A 19106-nucleotide genomic window follows, 5' to 3' on the forward strand; every position below is an offset into this window, starting at 1 on the left:
TCTACTGAAATGCCCCGTATCAAACGATACGGGGCATTTTTTTTGAGTCGCTGGCAGTGTCTTTTTTTTGGGAATGGCGTCAAAAATCTCAAGTTGAAAACACTGGTCGGTGTGGGAGCTGGCTTGCCTGCGATGGCGGCACATCGGTTGTGCGCGGTGGTGACTGCAAAGACGCTATCGCAGGCAAGCCAGCTCCCACATTTGGACTGTGTCGGCCCTATCATCCTGTGTACAAGGACCTGCATGTCGTTCGTTGAAGTCAATTGGATCCATTTGATCGCCGCACTCTGGTTTGTCATCTGCTGGGGCGGCTACACCCGTTACGCAACGTGGAAAGCCCGGGACACGGCGTGCCTGGCCAGTGTGTTGCACCTGTACCGTGAAGACTGGATGCGCCGCATGCTGCTGCGCGACAACCGTATCGCCGACGCCAGTGTGATCGGTAACCTGGAGCGCAATGCCTCGTTCTTTGCCTCCAGCACCTTGATCATCCTCGCCGGTATTCTCACGGTGCTGGGGGCTTCGGAACGCGCAGTGTCACTGCTGGCGGACATTCCCATGGTGCAGCAGGCATCCCAGGGCATGTCGGAGATCAAATTGCTGTGCCTGGCACTGGTGTTCGTCTATGCCTTTTTCACCTTCAGCTGGTGCATGCGCCAGTACAACTTCGCGGCGGTGCTGGTGGGCTCGGCGCCCATGATCGGTGAACGGCACGTGTCAGAGCAGGAGCGCAAGGCGTTTGCTTTGCGGGCGGCGCGAGTGATTTCGATGGCGGCCAACCAGTTCAACTTTGGCCTGCGCGCCTATTACTTCGGCATGACCATGCTGGCCTGGTTTGTCAGCCCCTGGTTGTTCATGTTGATGAGTAGCGGGGTGGTTCTGGTGCTGTATCGCCGCGAGTTCCATTCCGATGTATTGCAGGTGATGGTGTATACCCCGACCGATATGCCGGGAGCCGACGTTGTAAAAGACGGCGCACAGTAGCGCTGCAAGCAAATCGCAGACAAAGAAAAGCCCGCTTTAATCAGCGGGCTTTCTTTTGCTGCAATACTGCTTTAAACCCTGCGATTACTGCTTGGCAGGTTCTGCAGGTGCGGCAGGTGCAGCTTCTTTTGCAGCAGCTTCGTTCGATTCGGCCTGAGCTTTGGCAGCTTCAGCGTTTTCTTTCGCAGCGTCGTTCACTTTATCCTGTGCTTTAGCCATGTCTTGCTGTGCTTGCTCAGAGTGTGCAGCGGCATCTTGGGCTTTGTCTTCGGATTTCTTGTCGCAGGCAGCCAGACCGAGAGCAGCGGCCAGCATCATGGAAATAGCTAATGTCTTACGCATGGGGTGTTTCTCCTTATTGAAGATATCTACTGGCCTTTCGAACCCAAGGGGCCAGCATTAGTTCCTTATGTCCCACAGATATATAGCATGTTTCGTACAGGAACTTTACCCAGTCATTCCAATCCGCCGAATTCACACTAATAAGAGTCTAAAAACAATGACCGAAAACCCTTTGTTAGAGCGTGCCGTGCGCTTCGTTTCGGCCCTGCGCCATTGCCATGTGCTGGGCGTGACGGTGCATGAAGCCAGCGAGGAGGGCATGACCCTCGTACTGCCTTATGGGCCGCATATCGTCGGTGACCCCCTGAGCGGGGTGATCCACGGCGGCGCCCTGACCTCATTGATGGACACCGCGTGCGGCATGGCAACCCTGTGCGTACTGCCCGAGTTCGAGGTGTGCCCCACCCTGGACCTGCGTATCGACTACATGCATCCCGCCGAACCCCATAAGCCGGTGTATGGCTTCGCGCAATGCTACCGGGTGACCACCGACGTGATCTTCACCCGTGGCGTTGCCTATCAGGATGACCCGCAACAACCTATCGCCCATGTGGTAGGCACGTTCATGCGCATGGGCAAGCGCCTCAAAGGCACCCAAGGCTTGGGCACTGTCGTCAAGGGAGAACAGGCATGACGCATCGGTTCAAGACGCGCCTGGAGCAAGCCCTCGATCGTGGCGACTACGATGCGCTGCTCGAGCTGGTGCCCTATGCCAGGCTGATCGGCATCGAATGCACCCGCCTTGGGGATGAGTTGCTGTTTCGCCTGCCGGCCAGCAAGGACAATATTGGTAACCCCATATTGCCGGCGTTGCATGGCGGGGTGATCGCCGGCTTCATGGAGTTGGCAGCCGCCCTGCATCTGATGGTGTTCACGGGCGCTCCGGGCCTGCCGAAAATCATCGACTTCTCCCTGGATTATCTGCGCGCCGGCCAGTTTCGTGACACCTATGCCAAGTGCCAGGTATGGCGCCAGGGCCGGCGCGTGGCCAACGTGGCGATTACCGCCTGGCAGAGCACACCGGCCGAACCGATTGCCACCGCCCGCGCACATTTCAAGATTGAGGAATTGGCCCGCCCTTGAAATCCTGGCCTGAGCCCCCAACTTTGATGACAACCCGCCGCCAACCCTTTCGGGCGCGGCCACTGCCATCCAATTGGAGTTTGATGACCATGAGTGTGGAAACTCAAAAGGAAACCCTGGGCTTCCAGACCGAGGTGAAGCAACTGCTGCACCTCATGATCCATTCGCTGTATTCCAACAAGGAAATTTTCCTTCGCGAATTGATCTCGAACGCCTCTGACGCTGTCGACAAATTACGTTTCGAAGCCCTGTCCAAGCCTGAGTTGCTGGAAGGCGGCGCGGAACTGAAGATCCGTGTGAGCTACGACAAAGACGCCAAGACCGTCACCCTCGAAGACAACGGTATCGGCATGAGCCGTGACGATGCGATCACCCACCTGGGGACCATCGCCAAGTCCGGCACCGCAGATTTCATGAAGAACCTGTCGGGCGACCAGAAAAAAGACTCTCACCTGATCGGCCAATTCGGCGTGGGCTTCTATTCGGCCTTCATCGTCGCCGACAAGGTTGAAGTCTTCAGCCGCCGCGCCGGCCTTGACGCCAGCGAAGGCGTGCACTGGGCTTCCAAGGGCGAGGGCGAATTTGAAATCGCCACGATCGACAAGGCTGACCGTGGCACGCGCATCGTGCTGCACCTGAAAGCCGGTGAAGATGAATTCGCCGATGGCTGGCGCCTGCGCAACATCATCAAGAAGTACTCCGACCACATCGCGTTGCCGATCGAGTTGCCCAAGGAACAGACCGTTGCCGAAGGCGAAGAAGCCCCGGCGGTAGAGTGGGAAACCGTCAACCGCGCCAGCGCCCTCTGGACCCGTCCGCGTACCGAGATCAAGGACGAGGAATACCAGGAGTTCTACAAGCACATCGGCCACGACTACGAGAACCCGCTGAGCTGGAGCCACAACAAGGTTGAAGGCAAGCTCGAATACAGCTCGCTGCTCTACGTACCGGCCCGTGCTCCGTTCGACCTGTACCAGCGTGAAGCGCCAAAAGGCCTGAAGCTCTACGTGCAGCGCGTGTTCGTAATGGACCAGGCGGAATCCTTCCTGCCACTTTACCTGCGCTTTATCAAAGGTGTGGTCGACTCCAACGACCTGTCGCTGAACGTGTCGCGGGAAATCCTGCAGAAAGACCCGATCATCGACTCCATGAAGTCGGCGCTCACCAAGCGCGTACTCGACATGTTGGAAAAGCTGGCGAAGAACGAGCCTGAGCAATACAAGAGCTTCTGGAAAAACTTCGGCCAGGTCATGAAAGAAGGCCCGGCGGAAGATTTTGCCAACAAGGAAAAAATCGCCGGTTTGCTGCGTTTTGCCTCGACTCAGGGTGAAGACGGCGAGCAGGTTGTGTCCCTGGCTGACTACCTGGCACGTGCCAAGGAAGGTCAGGACAAGATCTACTACCTGACCGGCGAAACCTACGCCCAGGTCAAGAACAGCCCGCACCTGGAAGTCTTCCGCAAGAAAGGCATCGAAGTGCTGCTGCTGACCGACCGTATCGATGAGTGGCTGATGAGCTACCTCACCGAGTTCGACGGCAAAACCTTCGTCGACGTAGCCCGTGGTGATCTGGACCTGGGTAACCTGGACTCCGAAGAAGAGAAGAAAGAAGCCGAAGAAGTCGCCAAGTCCAAAGAGGGCCTGGTTGAGCGCATCAAGGCTTCCCTGGGCGAAGCGGTGAGTGAAGTGCGGGTTTCCCACCGCCTGACCGACTCTCCTGCGATCCTGGCCATCGGCGAGCAGGACCTGGGCATGCAGATGCGCCAGATCCTGGAAGCCAGCGGCCAGAAAGTGCCGGATTCCAAGCCGATCTTCGAATTCAACCCGTCTCACCCGCTGATCGAGAAACTCGATGGCGAGCAGAGCGAAGAGCGGTTTGGTGACCTGTCGCACATCCTCTTCGACCAGGCCGCCCTGGCAGCCGGCGACAGCTTGAAGGACCCGGCCGCGTATGTGCGCCGACTGAACAAGCTGTTGGTTGAATTGTCGGTTTAACACCGTTGTAGAAAAACCCGCTTCGGCGGGTTTTTTCGTTTGTGCGCACCTCAACTGGAGTGAATCATGAGCCAAGTCACTGTACGTTCCGTGGTCTATCAGATTGATGGCCAGTCTTATGAAAGCCGTCTGGCGTTCGATGCCAGCCACAAGGGCCCGTTGCCGGGACTGCTGATGGCGCCGAACTGGATGGGCGTGAGTGGGGGGGGCCGAAGAGATCGCGAAGGCCGTTGCCGGCAAAGGCTACGTGGTGTTGATTGCCGACCTCTACGGGCAAAACGTACGTCCTTCAAATGGCGATGAAGCGGGCGCGGCGATGATGCCGTTGAAGAATGATCGCCCGTTGCTGAACAAGCGCATGCAAGCAGCGTTAGAGCAACTGCAAGGCCAGACTGAGGCAGCAGTGGACACCTCGAAACTGGCCACCTTCGGCTTCTGCTTTGGCGGTTGCTGCTCCCTGGAGCTGGCCCGTACCGGCGCGCCGCTGAAGGCTGCCGTGTCGTTCCATGGCACCCTGGATACACCGAACCCGGCGGATGCGAAGAACATCAAGGGGTCAGTGCTGGTGCTGCATGGCGCCTCGGACCCGTTGGTGCCCCAAGAGCAACTGCCGGCGTTCGAAGATGAAATGAACGCGGCGGGTGTGGATTGGCAGTTGCTCAGCTACGGCGGTGCGGTGCATTCCTTCACCGACCCCCATGCCAATGTGCCAGGCAAGATGATGTACGACGCCAAGACCGCTGCGCGGGCTTTCCAGTCGATGCATAACTTGTTGGATGAAGTGTTCAAGGGCTGATTCCTCAGCGCCTGATCGGACGCCATCGCAGGCAAGCCAGCTCCTACATTCTAAAATGTGTATACCCATCAAATGTGGGAGCTGGCTTGCCTGCGATAGCTATTTCACAGGCAACTCGATTCTTTCTGACTCCCCCGGCACAGTGGGCCAATCCCCAGCCGCCCAACGCTGTCTCGCCTGCTCGATCACCGCCGGATCACTCGCCACAAAATTCCAGTTGATCCGCCGTGGCCCATCCAGCGGCGCCCCGCCAAATACCATCAGGTGGCAATCACTCTCGGCATACAGGGTCATCTCCTGCCCAGTCGGCAATACCACCAAGCTGTTGACCTCCAGGGCTTCACCGTCCAACTGCACCTCACCCTCCAGCACATACACCGCACGTTCCTCATGTTCATCAGGAATCAACAGGGTGGTGGCGGTTTGCATCTGTACCTCGGCATACAGCGTCGGCGACAGTACCGGCACCGGTGACCTGAGGCAAAAACCATCACCGGCGATCAAACGCACCTGCACGCCGAGGTTATCGCTTTTCGGCAAGCTCGCCGCTGGGTGATGGCTGTAGTGTCCCGGCCCGGTCTCGTGGTCCTTGGGCGAGGCCAGCCATACCTGCAGGCCGTGCAGGTTGAAGCCACTGGCCTTGACCGCTTCAGGTGTGCGCTCGACGTGGGCAATCGCGCTGCCGGCGGTCATCCAGCTGACATCGCCGGCTTGCACCACCTGGTCCGAGCCAAGGCTGTCCTTATGCTGCAAGACGCCTTCAAACAGGTAAGTAAGGGTGGACAGGCCGATATGGGGATGCTGGCGGATATTCATGCCGTTACCCGGTGCGTAGCGGGTCGGCAGCATGTGGTCGAAAAACACAAAGGGCCCGACGCTGCGGCATTCACGCGAGGGCAGGGGCCGCAGGATAGGCTGGCCTTCTACATCTTCGGGGCGAGGGCGAATCACGGTGAGAGTGGTCATGGGCATCCCAGTCTGAGCGGGTTAGATGCTTTGAGCATAACCCGCTCGATGGGAAGGTGGGGCTATTGGCTGAAGGCACCTTCCGACAATTTTGTCTCGATAGTGACTTCGGCAGTGGTCATCAGCTTATGTACCGGGCATTTATCGGCGACGCGGTGCAGTTCATCGCGCTGGGCGTCGGTGAGTACGCCCTTGAGGGTCAGCTTGACGTTGAGCTTGTATTTACCCTTTTGCTCTTCGGCGCTGTCGTGAGTGACCTCCACGGTCACGCCGGTCAGCGGGATAGCTTTTTTCTGCGCGTAGAGCCTCACGGTCAAAGCTTTGCACGACGCCAGCGCAGCATCGAAATAATCGTGGGGGGAGGGCGCCGAATCGTCACCGCCCAGGCTCTTGGGCAGGTCGGTAAACAGCTCGTGATTATTGATATTCACGCTGTGACGAAAGTTTTCAGCGTTCAGCGTATTGACGGTAACAGGCATGGCAAACCTCATAAGGGCGCAGGATGAAGGTCATGCAGTTATAGAGCATGCTGGCACTCCAGTGTTCCGGTTTTTTCCATGCTGAACCCTGAAGGCTGGCGCAAGGTCTACCCGTATCAGCCCATATTGAGGTTTTACCGTGTCTGGAACCCGCCTGAGTCTTGCCTTGTTGCTTGCCATCAGCAGCCTTCCCGCGCAGGCCCGTGACTATGCCTACAGCGACGCGCACCTGCATTACGTGGATTTCTTTCAGGAGAGCGCCGGCATGGACAAGCTGCTCAAGGCCATGGCGGACAACCGCATTGAGCACGTCATGATTTCCGGGATTCCCGTGGCCAAGAAATGGCACGAAGACGAGCCCAAGCGTCCGCGCTATTACGCCGGTGACGACGCCGATGCTTATTGGTACAGCGCCACGGATGTGATCGTCGCGGCGGCAGTGAATAAACTTTCTCCTGCGCAACGCCAGCACTTTCACCCGTTCCTCGCCGGTTTCAATCCCAACGACAAGAACTCCGCCGCCCACATCCAGCGCATGCTCGACCTCAACCCTGGGCTGTGGCAGGGCATCGGTGAAGTGTTTACCCGCCATGATGACCTCACCGCGCTGACTTCCGGCGACACGCCGCGTGCCAATAACGAAGCCATGACGCGCATCTACCACCTGGCGGCCGAAAACGACCTGCCGGTGATGCTGCATTCCAACATTACCTCCAAACGTGAGCGCAACCCACTGTACCTGGCGGAAGTCGAGCAGCCGTTACGCAACCACCCGCACACGCGTTTTATCTGGGCCCATGCCGGTACCAGCAAGGAAATTCACCGTCATCAGGTGCAGATGGACTTTTTGTTGCCTACCCTGACGCGCCTGCTTGAGGCGTACCCCAACCTGTATATCGACCTGTCCTGGAGCATGCTCACGCCCTATCTGCTGGATGACGCCGGCAAGCCACGGCCGCAATGGGTTGCGCTGGTGGAGCGCTTCCCGGATCGCTTCATGCTCGGCTCCGATGTTGTGGGGCGCTTCAATAAGTTGGGCAAAGAGATGCGCCGTTTCGATCCTTTCCTCGATGCGTTGCCCGAAGACGTTGCCCACAAGGTTGCGCGCGACAACTTCCTCGCCATCCTGCCCAAGCCGCATCGCGATGGCGACGCGCGTTGATATCGCGTTTTGATCTTACGCCAATGACCTCAGGTGCCGATAACGTCCAAGAGACCCGCTGCAGGTGGATGCAGTACTTTTGGAAGGAACGCTGGCATGAATATCCGCAGTTTGAATATCGCCCCTCGCGCCGGCCTGGGCTTTGGTGTGCTGGCGTTGATGGTGTTCGTCTTGGGCGGCTTTGCCCTGTTGCAGATGGCTAATATGCGCCAGCAGTCGGACCAGGTGGAGACCAACTGGCTGCCCAGCGTCATGGCGGTGGGGGAGATGAATCAGGATGTGTTGCGCATTCGGGCGCTGACGTTGCGCTTGCTGGTCAACCGCGACCCCCAGGCGGTGGCGCAGAACGAGCAGAAAATCGCCGAGATCAAAACCGGCTTGCATCACGCTGAAGGCGTGTACGAGGCATTGATCGTCTTGCCTGAGGAGCGGGTGCTGTTTGATCGCTTCAAGCTCGAGGAGCAGCAGTACCTGCAACGCCAGGAGCAGGTGGTGGGCTTATCCAAGGCTAATCGGCTGGAGGACGCCATTGCGGTGGTCAATGGCGAAATGAATCAGATGGCCGACCAGATGGCCGTGACGCTGCGTGAGTTGGTCAATCTGAACAAGTCCAGCGCCAACGAGGCCGCCCGGCTGGCACAGCAGGTGTTCAGCCAGTCGCGGGTCTGGGTAATGACCATGATTGGCGTCACGGCGTTGATCACGATTGGCCTGGCGGTGTGGCTGACGCGCAGCATCGTGCTGCCGCTGGCACAGTCGTTGAAAGTGGCCCAGGGCGTTGCCAGTGGCGACTTGACGGGCGACATCAGGCTCAGTGGCAGCGACGAGCCGGCGCGCTTGCAACAGGCGCTCAAGCGTATGCAGGAGAGCTTGCGCGACACTATCCGGCGCATATCAGAATCATCGAACCAATTGGCGTCGGCTTCCGAAGAACTCAGTTGCGTCACCGAGGATGCGACCCGTGGTTTGCACCAGCAGAACCAGGAAATCGAACAGGCGGCCACGGCCGTCAATCAGATGACGGTGGCGGTGGAGGAGGTGGCGAGCAATGCCGTGGCCACGTCCCAGGCGTCTCGCGAATCCGACCGGATTGCCCAGCAAGGGCGTGAACAGGTGCAGCAGACGGTGGTCTCGATTGAAGCCCTCGCCACCGATGTGACCGCCAATGTGACCCAGGTCGAAGCGCTGGCGCAAAAGGTCTATGGCATCAGCACAGTGCTGGATGTGATTCGCTCGATTGCCGAGCAAACCAACTTGCTGGCACTGAACGCGGCGATTGAAGCGGCGCGAGCAGGGGATGCCGGGCGCGGGTTTGCGGTGGTAGCCGATGAGGTGCGGGCCTTGGCTCATCGCACACAACAGTCGACCCAGGAAATCGAGCAGATGATCAGCGGGATTCAGCAGGGCACCGACCAGGCTGTCAGCTCGATGCAACAGAGCAACACACGGGCGCGCTCCACACTGGAGATCGCCAAATCGGCGGGCATGGCCCTGGAAGAGATTGCCTCGGCATTCACCTTGATCAACGAACGCAACCTGGTGATTGCCAGTGCCTCGGAGCAGCAGGCGGCGGTGGCGCGGGAGGTGGATCGTAACCTGATGAATATCCGCGACCTGGCACATCAGACCTCTACCGGCGCTAATCAGACCAGCGCAGCGAGCCAGGAGTTGTCGCGGTTGGCGGTGGATCTGAATTCGATGGTGGCGCGGTTTTCGGTGTAGGGCGGGGAACCGGGTTGGCCCAATCGCAGGCAAGCCAGCTCCCACACTGGACCGCGTTTCTTCAAGGTGAGCACGGTCGAATGTGGGAGCTGGCTTGCCTGCGATGAAGGCGACGCGGTTTCAAATCAAACGCAAAAAAAAGCCCCGAACCAGTCGGGGCTTTTTCGTGTGATCAACCTGCGGGCTTACTTGCCCTGCCAGCGCTTGAGTACCAAGGTGGCATTGGTGCCACCAAAACCAAAGCTGTTGCTCATCACGGTGTCGATCTTGGCGTTTTCAACGGTCTTGGTCAGGATCGGCATATCGGCCACAACCGGATCAATCTCGTCGATGTTGGCCGAGCCGGCCATGAAGTTGCCTTCCATCATCAGCAGGCAATAGATCGCTTCGTGAACGCCAGCGGCGCCCAGGGAGTGACCCGACAGGCTCTTGGTGGAGCTGATTTTCGGAGCCTTGTCGCCAAATACCGCACGCACGCCTTCCATTTCCTTGGCATCGCCGACCGGGGTCGAGGTGCCGTGGGTGTTCAGGTAGTCGATTGGGGTGTCGACGGTGGACATTGCCATCTGCATGCAGCGGATGGCGCCTTCACCGCTTGGCGCAACCATGTCGTAGCCGTCGGACGTCGCGCCGTAGCCAACGATTTCCGCGTAGATCTTCGCGCCACGGGCCAGGGCGTGTTCCAGCTCCTCGACCACCACCATGCCACCACCGCCAGCGATGACGAAACCGTCACGCTTGGCGTCGTAAGCGCGGGAGGCTTTTTCTGGGGTTTCGTTGTACTGGGTGGACAATGCACCCATGGCGTCGAACAGGAACGACTGGCTCCAATGCTCTTCTTCACCGCCGCCGGCAAATACGATGTCCTGCTTGCCCAGTTGGATCTGCTCAACGGCAGTCCCGATGCAGTGGGCGCTGGTGGCGCATGCGGAGGAGATCGAGTAGTTCACGCCCTTGATCTGGAATGGCGTAGCCAGGCAAGCGGAAACGGTGCTGCCCATGGTCCGCGTGACACGGTAAGGGCCGACGCGCTTCACGCCTTTTTCGCGCAGGATATCCAGCGCTTCCATTTGGTTGAGGGTCGATGCGCCGCCGGAGCCGGCGATCAGGCCGGTGCGTACGTTCGAAACCTGGTCTTCGCTCAAGCCGGAGTCCGCGATCGCGTCTTTCATGGCCAGGTAGGCGTAGGCGGCAGCGTGGCCGACGAAGCGATAGATCTTGCGATCGATCAGTTCTTCGAGGGGCAGGTCAATGGAGCCGGAAACCTGGCTACGCAGACCCATTTCGGCATATTCCGGGTTGAAGCGGATGCCAGGGCGACTTGCACGCAGGTTAGCGGTGACGGTCTCTTTGTCATTGCCCAGGCAAGAAACGATGCCCAGACCAGTGATAACGACGCGGCGCATGCGGATAACCCTTAAAAGTTGTCAGTGGAAGTAAATACGCCGACCCGAAGGCCTTCGGCAGTATAGATCTCGCGACCGTCGACAGTCACCGAACCGTCGGCGATGGCCAGGTTCAGCTTGCCCTTGAGGACGCGCTTGATTTGAATGTTGTAGGTGACTTTCTTGGCGCTCGGCAGTACCTGGCCAAAGAACTTCACTTCGCCCGAACCCAGGGCGCGACCGCGGCCCGGCAGGCCTTGCCAGCCCAGGTAGAAACCGACCAGCTGCCACATGGCATCAAGGCCCAGGCAGCCTGGCATCACAGGGTCGCCTTCGAAGTGGCAAGCGAAGAACCACAGGTCAGGGGTGATATCCAGCTCGGCGACCAATTCACCTTTGCCGTACTTGCCACCCTCTTCGCTGATATGGGTGATGCGATCCACCATCAGCATGTTCGGGGCGGGCAGTTGCGCGTTACCTGGGCCGAACAGCTCACCGCGACTGCAGCGCAGCAGGTCTTCCCGAGTAAAGGCGTTTTGTTTGGTCATGCGAGCTCCTCAATAATCCCATGCGGCTGGGTTGGGCAAATCTTCCCGAACCGAATGAAGCGTTCATGCCTCATAGCGGCAGCCTACACATAGACTATTGCGTTGTAGTGAAAGTCACAGCGGCAAGGCACTGAATGTACACTTGTTCACTGAAATTTTAAACCGGGCCTGTTTATCAGCCCGTTCGGGTGCCTAAGACTGCCCCACTTTCGTCTTTCACGCCAGTCGCAGTTGGCTGATGGCGCGGCGCTATTGCACCCAGCGCTGCAGGATTTGCTGCAAATCCGTGCGTTTGAACGGCTTGGCCAGGTAATCGTTCATTCCGGCTGCCAGGCAGGCTTCGCGATCGCCCTGCAAGGCGTTGGCCGTCAGGGCGATGATCGGCAGATCGGCGCAGCCAGGCAGTTGGCGAATCTGCCGCGTGGCCTCGTAGCCATCAATCAAGGGCAGGCGGCAATCCATCAGGATGGCGGTGAAAATCAAGCTCTCGGCGCTGCGGATCGCCTCGGCGCCGTCCGTGGCCAGGCTGACTTCGAAGCCCAGGCTGCGCAGCATCGCTTCGACCACGGTGCGGTTGACCGGGTTGTCCTCCACCAACAGTACGTGGCGCCCATCGCCCGCGCTGGCTTTGCCAAGCGCATCAGGAGCGGCGACCGGCACATGCTGCTGGTCAATGGCCAGCGGAATCTCCAAGGTGAACACTGAGCCTCGACCTTCTTCGCTCTGGGCGCGCAAGGTGCCGCCCATACGTTCGGCCAGGGTGCGCGCAATCGGCAGGCCCAGGCCCGTGCCACCGTAACGCCTGGAAATGGAGCTGTCGGCCTGCTGGAAGGCATCGAACATCAAATCCAGGCGTTCGGCAGAAATACCGATGCCGCTGTCGCGCACGGTGCAGGTGAACCACAGCAACTCATGGTCCAGGGTTTGCCAGTGGGGCTCGACGGTCACGCTGCCATGTTCGGTAAATTTCAATGCGTTGCCGATCAGGTTTACCAGAATCTGGCGGATCCGCGTCGGGTCGCCGCGCACCCGCAGGGCTTCCAGGCCCATGGGGATGGGCAACTCCAGGCTCAGCCCGCGCTGTTGGGCACTGTGCTGGAACGCTTGGGCGCAGCTGCTGATCAGGTCCGCCAGGTTGAACGGAATATGCTCCAGCTCCAGTGCGGCGCGTTCAATGCGTGAGAAGTCGAGGATGTCATTGATCACCTTGAGCAAGTGCTCGGTAGACTCCGAAGCCAGCGCCGCATACTCGGTCTGCTCCTCGGTCATCTCGGTGGTTTCCAGCAGTTGCAGCATGCCCAGCACGCCATTCATGGGCGTGCGCAGTTCATGGCTCATCATCGCCAGGAAATCCGACTTGGCGTTGTTCGCCCGCTCGGCTTCTTCACGGGTCTGGATCAACTGGGCCATGGCTTGTTGCTGTTCGCGACTGGCCTGGTGAAGGCCCTCGGCCAGGTTGTTGATATGCCGCGAGAGGTCGCCCAGTTCCGAGTCATCGACGATGGGCAGTGGCGTCTTGTAATCGCCTTGCTGGATGGCCTTGACCGCATGCCCCATGGCGCTGATCGGCTTTGACAGGCTCGCCGACAAGCGCCGCGCCAGCAGGAAGGTAAACAGCAGGGCGAACAAGGCCAGGATCCCGGCCTTGAACAGGATCTCCTGCTGGCGCTGGCTGAACGCATCATTGGACATGCCCACGATCACCCGCCCCAGGTAGTCCGCGCGGGGGGCCTTGGGTTCGTTGAGGTTGTCCTGGAAAAAGTCATTGTTGAGCTGGATGTGTTGCAGGCGGATCGGTGCCTGGAACACCTTCACCGACAGCGAGCGATCATGTCGCTCGGACGGCTGCTCCACGTACACCAGGATATTCTCGGCGCTGTCCTGGATCTCCAGGAAGCGTACATGGGGCGTGGCCAGGGTTGCACGCAGCAGGGATTCAAGCACGTCGTTGTTGCCGGAAATCACGCCGTACTCAGTGGCGGGCGCCAGCTGGTTGGCGATCAATTGACCGGTGTGGTCCAGTTCCTGGCGCAAATCCTGGATGCGCACAAAGGTGAAGAAGGTGATGAGCAGCAGGGTCAACAGCAGCGCGGGGCCCAGGGTAATGAGCTGGGTGCGGGTGTTGATATCCCAACGACGACGCAAGGTCATGGACGTTGTTCTCCTTCGGCCAAGCGGGCGGCAACGGCGACTTCATCGACCTGTTCGATGCCCAGTGAGCGTGCGACTTGCGGGTTGCCCACGACTTTGAAGTGTTCAGGGTAGAGCGTGTGCGGCCAATTGGCCGGCGGCTGGTCCAGCAGATGGTCCAGCACGGCGAGCCAGTCGGCCTGATCGCTGTAGGTGCTGGCCAGGCTGCCGGCCCGCACAAAGCCGGCATTGGGCCCCACCAACGGCAGTTGTCGGGCGTAACTGCTCAGCAACAGGTTTTTTACGGTTTTGGGGTTGTACAGGTTCGGATCGTCCAGGCCCAGTAGCACGTCGCTGTTCCTGAACAGGTTTTGCAGCGGGCGGCTGTCACTGGTGTTGTCCCAGAGCTGGGGCACGATTTCCAGGCCTATGGGCTTGGCGGCCTGCATCAGTTCGCGCAGCAGGAACTCACTGCCGGCATCGTAAAGCACGCCAACGCGCTGGGCCTGGGGCAGGATATGGGCGATCAGGCGCAACTGACGCTCCAGCGGCGGGTCGCTCCAGAGCAGGCTGATTTTCGCCGGGTGCGTGTTGCCCAGGCGTTGCCGGGCCTGGAGGCGGCTGATGCGCAACACCAGAGCGGGCGGCCCCTGGGCATCCTGCAGGCGCCAGTCGAGGCCGGGCAGGTCGAGGAGGATCAAACGGGTGCTGGCGGGCAAGTCCCTGGGCGCCGGCAACTCGTTGAGGGGGGTAAAGCTGACCTGGTCGTTGGGGCGCTGTTGGGCAAGGGCCTGAGTAAAGGCGCGCATACCGGCACCGTCCTCGGCGGCCGTGAGCAGGATGCTGGCACTCCAGGCCGGCGCTGCCAGCAGCAGGCACGCCAGCAGCAGGCCGCGGCGCCACAATCGTGAAACCAGGAGGCATGTCATCCGTGACTGATCGGCCATGTCAGAAGTCCAGCTCGGCGCTGAAGTAGAGAACGTGGCGATGGTCGTAGTTGTTGTCCGCCCAGGTGGTGGGTTGGTTATCCAGGCGTTGTTGCAACATGCCCGCCAGCTCCACGTTGGTTTTGCCTACGGCAATGCGCTTGGCCACCCGCAGGTCGACCCGCTGGAAGCGATATTGGTTGAGTGCGTCGTCGCCATAGTAGAACAAGGCGCTGGACCACCCCTGGCCCCATTCACGCAGCCAACCGGCCGAGCCGCTGTTACGCGCGGTTTGCGCTTTGTCCAGCGGGTTGCTGGAGGCGGCGTCTACATAAGCATAGGTCAGGCGCAGGCGGTCGGCGCTACTCACGCGCCAGTCGAACTGTGACTCGGCACCGGTGAAGCGCGAGCTGTTGGCGTTACTGGCGATGTACTGGTTGTTGCGCAGCGGCGAGCTGATCATGTCGGTGATTTCGTCATAGAACAGCTTCACGTCGACATTCAGCCCCAGCTCGGCAAAGAAGCCGTTGTAGCCCAGCTCGCGTGAGCGCATCAACTCTTTGTCGAGGTTGCCGGGGCCGCGCGTCACGACAAAATATTGCCCGGCGTTTTGCCCGTAGGTCGGGGAGCTGAGATTGGTGACACGGTAGCTCCAGTTGACGTTGTTCTCGAACATGTCCGGCGAGCGGATCGCCTCGGAGTAAACCGCGCGCAAGCCGTGGCGGGGGTTGATCAGGTAATTGACCGCCACACGGGGCGTCAGCGAGTTGCCGCTCAGGTGCGTGTCTTCGTACATGGCGCCACCTTGCAGTAGCCAGTGTTCGCTGGCGCGCCATTCCAGATGCCCGAACAGACGCCAAGTGGTGTCGTCCAAGGTGCCATTGAAATAGGTCTCGGAGTCGGCGCGGTCGTAGCGGTAATTCATGCCGCTGACCAGGCGCAGGCTGTCGGAGAGGCTGAGCGTGTCCTGAATCTCCACGTCGTAGCGGCTTTCACGGGCGCTCTGGTCGATATCGCCGCACACGCTCTGGTTGGCGCCGTTGCGCCACTGGCCCAGCACCTGATTGGCCAAGGCCTGTTCGGCGGCGCTGCCGGGTGGTGCGGAGCCTTGGCTGTAGGTGTCCATGTGCCGCGCCAGCTGTTCGGCATAGTTGGGGTTGAGCTGCCATAGCTGGGTCAGCTCCGGGCTGAACGAGACCTTGGCGTCACAGGCTTTCCAGATTTGCTTGCGGTCCCATTGCTGTGCCGAACCTTGGATATACAGGCTGTGGTCGGGGTTGAAGTCGAAGTTCCAGCGCAGGGAGCCCGCATAGTCTTTGGCGGTGGCGTCGGAATTGCTACCGCCTTCGGTAATCCCGGCAAACACCGGGGTGTAGGTATAAGGGCGCTGGTTCGTGCCTTCCTTGACGTTCAGTTGCCAATCGAGGCTTTGTTGCCCATTCAAGGTCTGGCTCACCGCCAGGCTGAAACGGTTGAGACGGCGCCCGTCACGGCGGTCGGCGCCGGCTGCGTCGCTGTCAAAACCATCGTCCTGTTGCCCGGACAGGGACAAGCGCAAATCGCCGGTCTCCCAGCCCACACCCTGGCTGGCATAGAAGTCATTGATGCCACGTTCGCCACGGACCACCTTTATCCGTGAACCCTGGCTGTTGGCCGGCGAGCGGGTGAGGATATTCACCACCGCCATCAGTGCATTGGCGCCGTAGCTGACGGTGTTGGGGCCGCGAAAGACCTCGATGCGCTCGATATCCTCCATGGCCACCGGGATATCGCTCCAGTCCACCGTGGCCAGGCCAGCGCGGTAGACCGAGCGCCCGTCGATCAACACCTGCATGCGCCGGGCATCACTGGCGCTGGTGCCGTGGTAGTTCACCGAGGCCTGGTTGCCGCTGGTGTAGCCGACCATCATCCCGGGAACCAGTCGCAGCAGTTCCGAGATGTCCCGGGCACCACTGGCCTTGATCAGCTCGCTGTCGATCACCGTCATGCTGCCGGGCACGGCGGCGGCCGATTGCTTGAGGCGCGTGGCGGTCAAGACCTGGGGCAGCGGCTGGCTGTCGAGGAACAGATCGTCGGCCTGTGCGCAGGTAGCGCACACCAGCATCAATAACAGTGATGAGCGAGGAGGAGGGCCTAGATACACGGCACGGCCTTGTTAATTGCGGATAGCCGACCATGTTAACCGAGGCGCGGCTATTTGCCAGTCGTCGGACTTGCATTTACTTCGCACACCCGTGGCATTTTCTGACAAAACCGCGAATTGATAGGGGGGCTGGCCGCAAGCCGGGCGCCCCGTATAATGCCGCCATCGCCACTGGTATGGATTAACGGATTGCATATGACTGAACAGCGCCCTATTGCGGTCCTGGGAGGCGGAAGTTTTGGTACCGCCGTGGCTAACCTGCTGGCCGAGAACGGCCACGCGGTGCGTCAGTGGATGCGCGACCCCGAGCAGGCCGAAGCCATTCGCGTGCATCGCGAAAACCCCCGTTACCTTAAAGGTATCAAGATTCATCCTGCCGTCGAACCGGTGACCGACCTGCTGGACACCCTCACGGCTTGCGACCTGTGCTTCGTCGCGCTGCCTTCCAGCGCCTTGCGTTCGGTATTGGCGCCCCACGCCGAACGCCTGGCTGGCAAGTTGTTGGTCAGCCTGACCAAGGGTATCGAAGCCCACACCTTCAAGTTGATGAGTGAAATCCTCACCGAGATCGCCCCTCAGGCGCGCATTGGCGTGCTGTCCGGGCCAAACCTTGCGCGGGAAGTCGCCGAGCACGCGTTGACCGCCACCGTGGTCGCCAGTGAAGACGAGGCCTTGTGCGAGCGCGTCCAGGCGGTGCTGCATGGCCGTACTTTCCGGGTCTACGCCAGCGCCGATCGCTTCGGCGTCGAATTGGGCGGCGCCTTGAAAAACGTCTACGCGATCATCGCCGGCATGGCCGTGGCCCTGGGCATGGGCGAAAACACCAAGAGCATGCTGATCACCCGTGCCCTGGCCGAGATGACGCGTTTTGCGGTGAACCAGGGCGCCAACCCCATGACCTTCCTCGGCCTGGCGGGCGTGGGTGACTTGATCGTCACCTGCTCATCGCCTAAAAGCCGCAACTATCAGGTTGGATTTGCCCTGGGCCAAGGGCTGAGCCTGGAGGAGGCGGTGACGCGCCTGGGTGAAGTGGCCGAAGGGGTCAACACCCTCAAGGTTTTGAAGGCCAAGGCCCAGGAAGTGGGCGTGTACATGCCGCTGGTCGCCGGGCTGCACGCGATCCTGTTCGAAGGGCGCACCTTGAACCAGGTCATCGAGTTACTGATGCGGGCCGAGCCCAAGACCGATGTCGACTTCATTTCCACCAGTGGTTTTAACTGAGGAGCGCGTCATGAACGATCCCAAAGCTGCCCCCCCATACGAGTCGATTGTCTTGCGCATCCTGTGGATGCTGGTGTTTGCGCTGGTGTGGCAGGTGGCGCAATTCCTGCTCGGCGCGTTGGTGGTGGTGCAATTGATTTACCGGCTGGTCTACGGAGCGCCGAACCTGGGCCTGATGAACTTTGGCGACAGCCTCAGCCAGTTCCTGGCGCAGATTGGCCGCTTCGGCAGCTTCCACACCGAGCAAAAGCCCTGGCCGTTCGCCGATTGGCCAACCCCACGTGCGCCCGAAGGCGAAGCGGCCCACAGCGTACCGCCGGCACCGCACCCGGTGCGTGATGAAGAGCCGAAGCTATGAAGGTATGGATTCTGCGTCACGGTGAAGCTGAAGGGCACGCACCCACGGACGCCGAGCGCAACCTTACCGAGCATGGGCGTGCCGAAGTCTTGCGCAGTGCTGCGCACCTGATTGGCCAGCCCTTGGGCGCCATCATTGCCAGCCCTTATGTAAGGGCGCAACAGACGGCGCAGTTGGTGCGCGATGTGCTGGGGTTTCAGCCCGAAATCCGTACTGTGCCGTGGCTGACGCCCGATGGGGATGTTCAGCGAGTGCTGGAGAAACTCGACAGCGATGACGACGTGCTGTTGGTCAGCCACCAACCGCTGGTGGGCAGCCTGATCAGTTTTTTGCAGCATGGGCATCAGCGTCAGCCACAGCCGATGTACACGGCCAGCCTGGCGGAGCTTGAGGGTGATTTTCCATTGGCGGGGTTGATGAGTCTGGTGGGTGTGAAGAATCCCTAGGCATCGTGCGACGCTGTGGCGAGGGCGCTTGCCTGCGCGACAGCCTGCCGCCGACGCCTATCTCGCTGACACCCCGCGATCCAACTGTGGGAGCTGGCTTGCCTGCGATGACGGCTTGACAGCCGACGCCTATCTACATGACACCCCGCAATCCAAATGTGGGAGCTGGCTTGCCTGCGATGACGGCTTGACAGCCGACGCCTATCTACATGACACCCCGCAATCCAAATGTGGGAGCTGGCTTGCCTGCGATGACGACCTGACAGGCGACACCGTTATACCGAGTACATATCCATTCCTGCGGTAACGGCCACTTAGAGTTCCGCCCTGACTTTTGGAAAAGGACCCGGAATTCCGGCCAGCGTGGTTCGACAGGGCGCCTGAGATCAAGATCAAGAGCAGATCAAGAGCGGCTCGCTTC

At 60.1% G+C, this 19106-nt stretch carries 17 protein-coding genes and 1 pseudogene; 10 read left to right on the plus strand and 8 right to left on the minus strand.

The window, feature by feature from the left end; genetic code table 11:
- The first annotated feature begins 243 nt into the window (after positions 1-243).
- Complete coding sequence (locus tag AB9N64_RS27245) at positions 244-984, plus strand: DUF599 domain-containing protein (protein WP_019816707.1); 741 nt, start codon at positions 244-246, stop codon at positions 982-984.
- 84 nt (positions 985-1068) lie between these two features.
- Here the strand turns inward: AB9N64_RS27245 and AB9N64_RS27250 are convergent, their stop codons facing one another.
- Complete coding sequence (locus AB9N64_RS27250) at positions 1069-1326, minus strand: hypothetical protein (protein ID WP_003190018.1); 258 nt, start codon at positions 1324-1326, stop codon at positions 1069-1071.
- 157 nt (positions 1327-1483) lie between these two features.
- Here AB9N64_RS27250 and AB9N64_RS27255 point away from each other — a divergent pair, with 157 nt between their 5' ends.
- The 4 genes and pseudogenes from AB9N64_RS27255 (at position 1484) to AB9N64_RS27270 (ending at position 5199) form a co-directional block, all read left to right on the plus strand.
- Complete coding sequence (locus AB9N64_RS27255) at positions 1484-1960, plus strand: PaaI family thioesterase (RefSeq protein ID WP_073453057.1); 477 nt, start codon at positions 1484-1486, stop codon at positions 1958-1960.
- A complete protein-coding gene (locus tag AB9N64_RS27260; protein ID WP_371359805.1) occupies positions 1957-2409 on the plus strand; it encodes a PaaI family thioesterase in 453 nt (150 codons plus the stop codon). Before AB9N64_RS27255 ends, AB9N64_RS27260 begins: the two co-directional genes overlap by 4 nt.
- An 89-nt stretch (positions 2410-2498) precedes the next feature.
- Entirely contained in the window at positions 2499-4403 is a 1905-nt protein-coding gene (gene htpG, locus AB9N64_RS27265) for a molecular chaperone HtpG (RefSeq protein WP_014717738.1), read from the plus strand.
- Positions 4404-4469: 66 nt separating this feature from the next.
- A pseudogene (locus AB9N64_RS27270) lies at positions 4470-5199 on the plus strand (dienelactone hydrolase family protein).
- A 99-nt stretch (positions 5200-5298) separates the two neighbouring features.
- On the opposite strand, the gene AB9N64_RS27275 reads toward AB9N64_RS27270, so the two are convergent.
- Together AB9N64_RS27275 and AB9N64_RS27280 are read right to left on the minus strand one after the other, a co-directional pair.
- Positions 5299-6165, minus strand: coding sequence for a pirin family protein (locus AB9N64_RS27275; RefSeq protein ID WP_020301699.1), 867 nt, complete (start codon positions 6163-6165; stop codon positions 5299-5301).
- Between the two features lie 62 nt (positions 6166-6227).
- Positions 6228-6644: an OsmC family protein gene (locus tag AB9N64_RS27280; RefSeq protein WP_014717741.1), complete on the minus strand. Its 417-nt coding sequence runs from the start codon at positions 6642-6644 to the stop codon at positions 6228-6230.
- A 139-nt stretch (positions 6645-6783) separates the two neighbouring features.
- On the opposite strand from AB9N64_RS27280, the gene AB9N64_RS27285 reads away from it, so the two are divergent.
- The gene (locus AB9N64_RS27285; protein ID WP_038449587.1) at positions 6784-7806 is read left to right on the plus strand and encodes an amidohydrolase family protein; all 1023 of its coding nucleotides are present in this window, start codon (positions 6784-6786) and stop codon (positions 7804-7806) included.
- A gap of 96 nt (positions 7807-7902) precedes the next feature.
- Positions 7903-9528 carry a methyl-accepting chemotaxis protein gene (locus AB9N64_RS27290; protein ID WP_333959123.1) on the plus strand — a complete coding sequence of 542 codons (1626 nt, stop codon included), beginning with the start codon at positions 7903-7905 and terminating at the stop codon, positions 9526-9528.
- A 185-nt stretch (positions 9529-9713) separates the two neighbouring features.
- Here the strand turns inward: AB9N64_RS27290 and fabB are convergent, their stop codons facing one another.
- From fabB to AB9N64_RS27315, 5 genes are all read right to left on the minus strand, one after another.
- Positions 9714-10934: a beta-ketoacyl-ACP synthase I gene (gene fabB / locus AB9N64_RS27295; RefSeq protein WP_003190033.1), complete on the minus strand. Its 1221-nt coding sequence runs from the start codon at positions 10932-10934 to the stop codon at positions 9714-9716.
- Positions 10935-10945: 11 nt separating this feature from the next.
- A complete protein-coding gene (gene fabA, locus AB9N64_RS27300; protein WP_003190035.1) occupies positions 10946-11461 on the minus strand; it encodes a 3-hydroxyacyl-[acyl-carrier-protein] dehydratase FabA in 516 nt (171 codons plus the stop codon).
- 249 nt (positions 11462-11710) lie between these two features.
- Positions 11711-13612, minus strand: a complete 1902-nt coding sequence (locus AB9N64_RS27305; RefSeq protein WP_014717744.1) for an ATP-binding protein — start codon at positions 13610-13612, stop codon at positions 11711-11713.
- Positions 13609-14538 (minus strand): ABC transporter substrate-binding protein, encoded by a 930-nt coding sequence (locus AB9N64_RS27310; protein WP_371359806.1) that lies wholly within the window; start codon positions 14536-14538, stop codon positions 13609-13611. Before AB9N64_RS27310 ends, AB9N64_RS27305 begins: the two co-directional genes overlap by 4 nt.
- 1 nt (position 14539) lies before the next feature.
- A complete protein-coding gene (locus AB9N64_RS27315) occupies positions 14540-16660 on the minus strand; it encodes a TonB-dependent receptor plug domain-containing protein (RefSeq protein WP_371103639.1) in 2121 nt (706 codons plus the stop codon).
- A 195-nt stretch (positions 16661-16855) separates the two neighbouring features.
- Here AB9N64_RS27315 and AB9N64_RS27320 point away from each other — a divergent pair, with 195 nt between their 5' ends.
- Genes AB9N64_RS27320 through sixA form a run of 3 tightly spaced genes read left to right on the plus strand, consistent with a single transcriptional unit; the run spans position 16856 to position 18685 of the window.
- A complete protein-coding gene (locus AB9N64_RS27320) occupies positions 16856-17881 on the plus strand; it encodes an NAD(P)H-dependent glycerol-3-phosphate dehydrogenase (protein WP_014717747.1) in 1026 nt (341 codons plus the stop codon).
- 10 nt (positions 17882-17891) lie between these two features.
- Positions 17892-18239 (plus strand): DUF4389 domain-containing protein, encoded by a 348-nt coding sequence (locus tag AB9N64_RS27325; RefSeq protein ID WP_014717748.1) that lies wholly within the window; start codon positions 17892-17894, stop codon positions 18237-18239.
- Entirely contained in the window at positions 18236-18685 is a 450-nt protein-coding gene (gene sixA / locus AB9N64_RS27330; RefSeq protein WP_014717749.1) for a phosphohistidine phosphatase SixA, read from the plus strand. The genes AB9N64_RS27325 and sixA overlap by 4 nt, the downstream gene beginning before the upstream one ends.
- Positions 18686-19106 lie beyond the last annotated feature (421 nt).

The sequence above is a fragment of the Pseudomonas sp. KT_2_4 genome, from assembly GCF_041410225.1.
Classification (GTDB): Bacteria; Pseudomonadota; Gammaproteobacteria; order Pseudomonadales; family Pseudomonadaceae; genus Aquipseudomonas; species Aquipseudomonas paracarnis.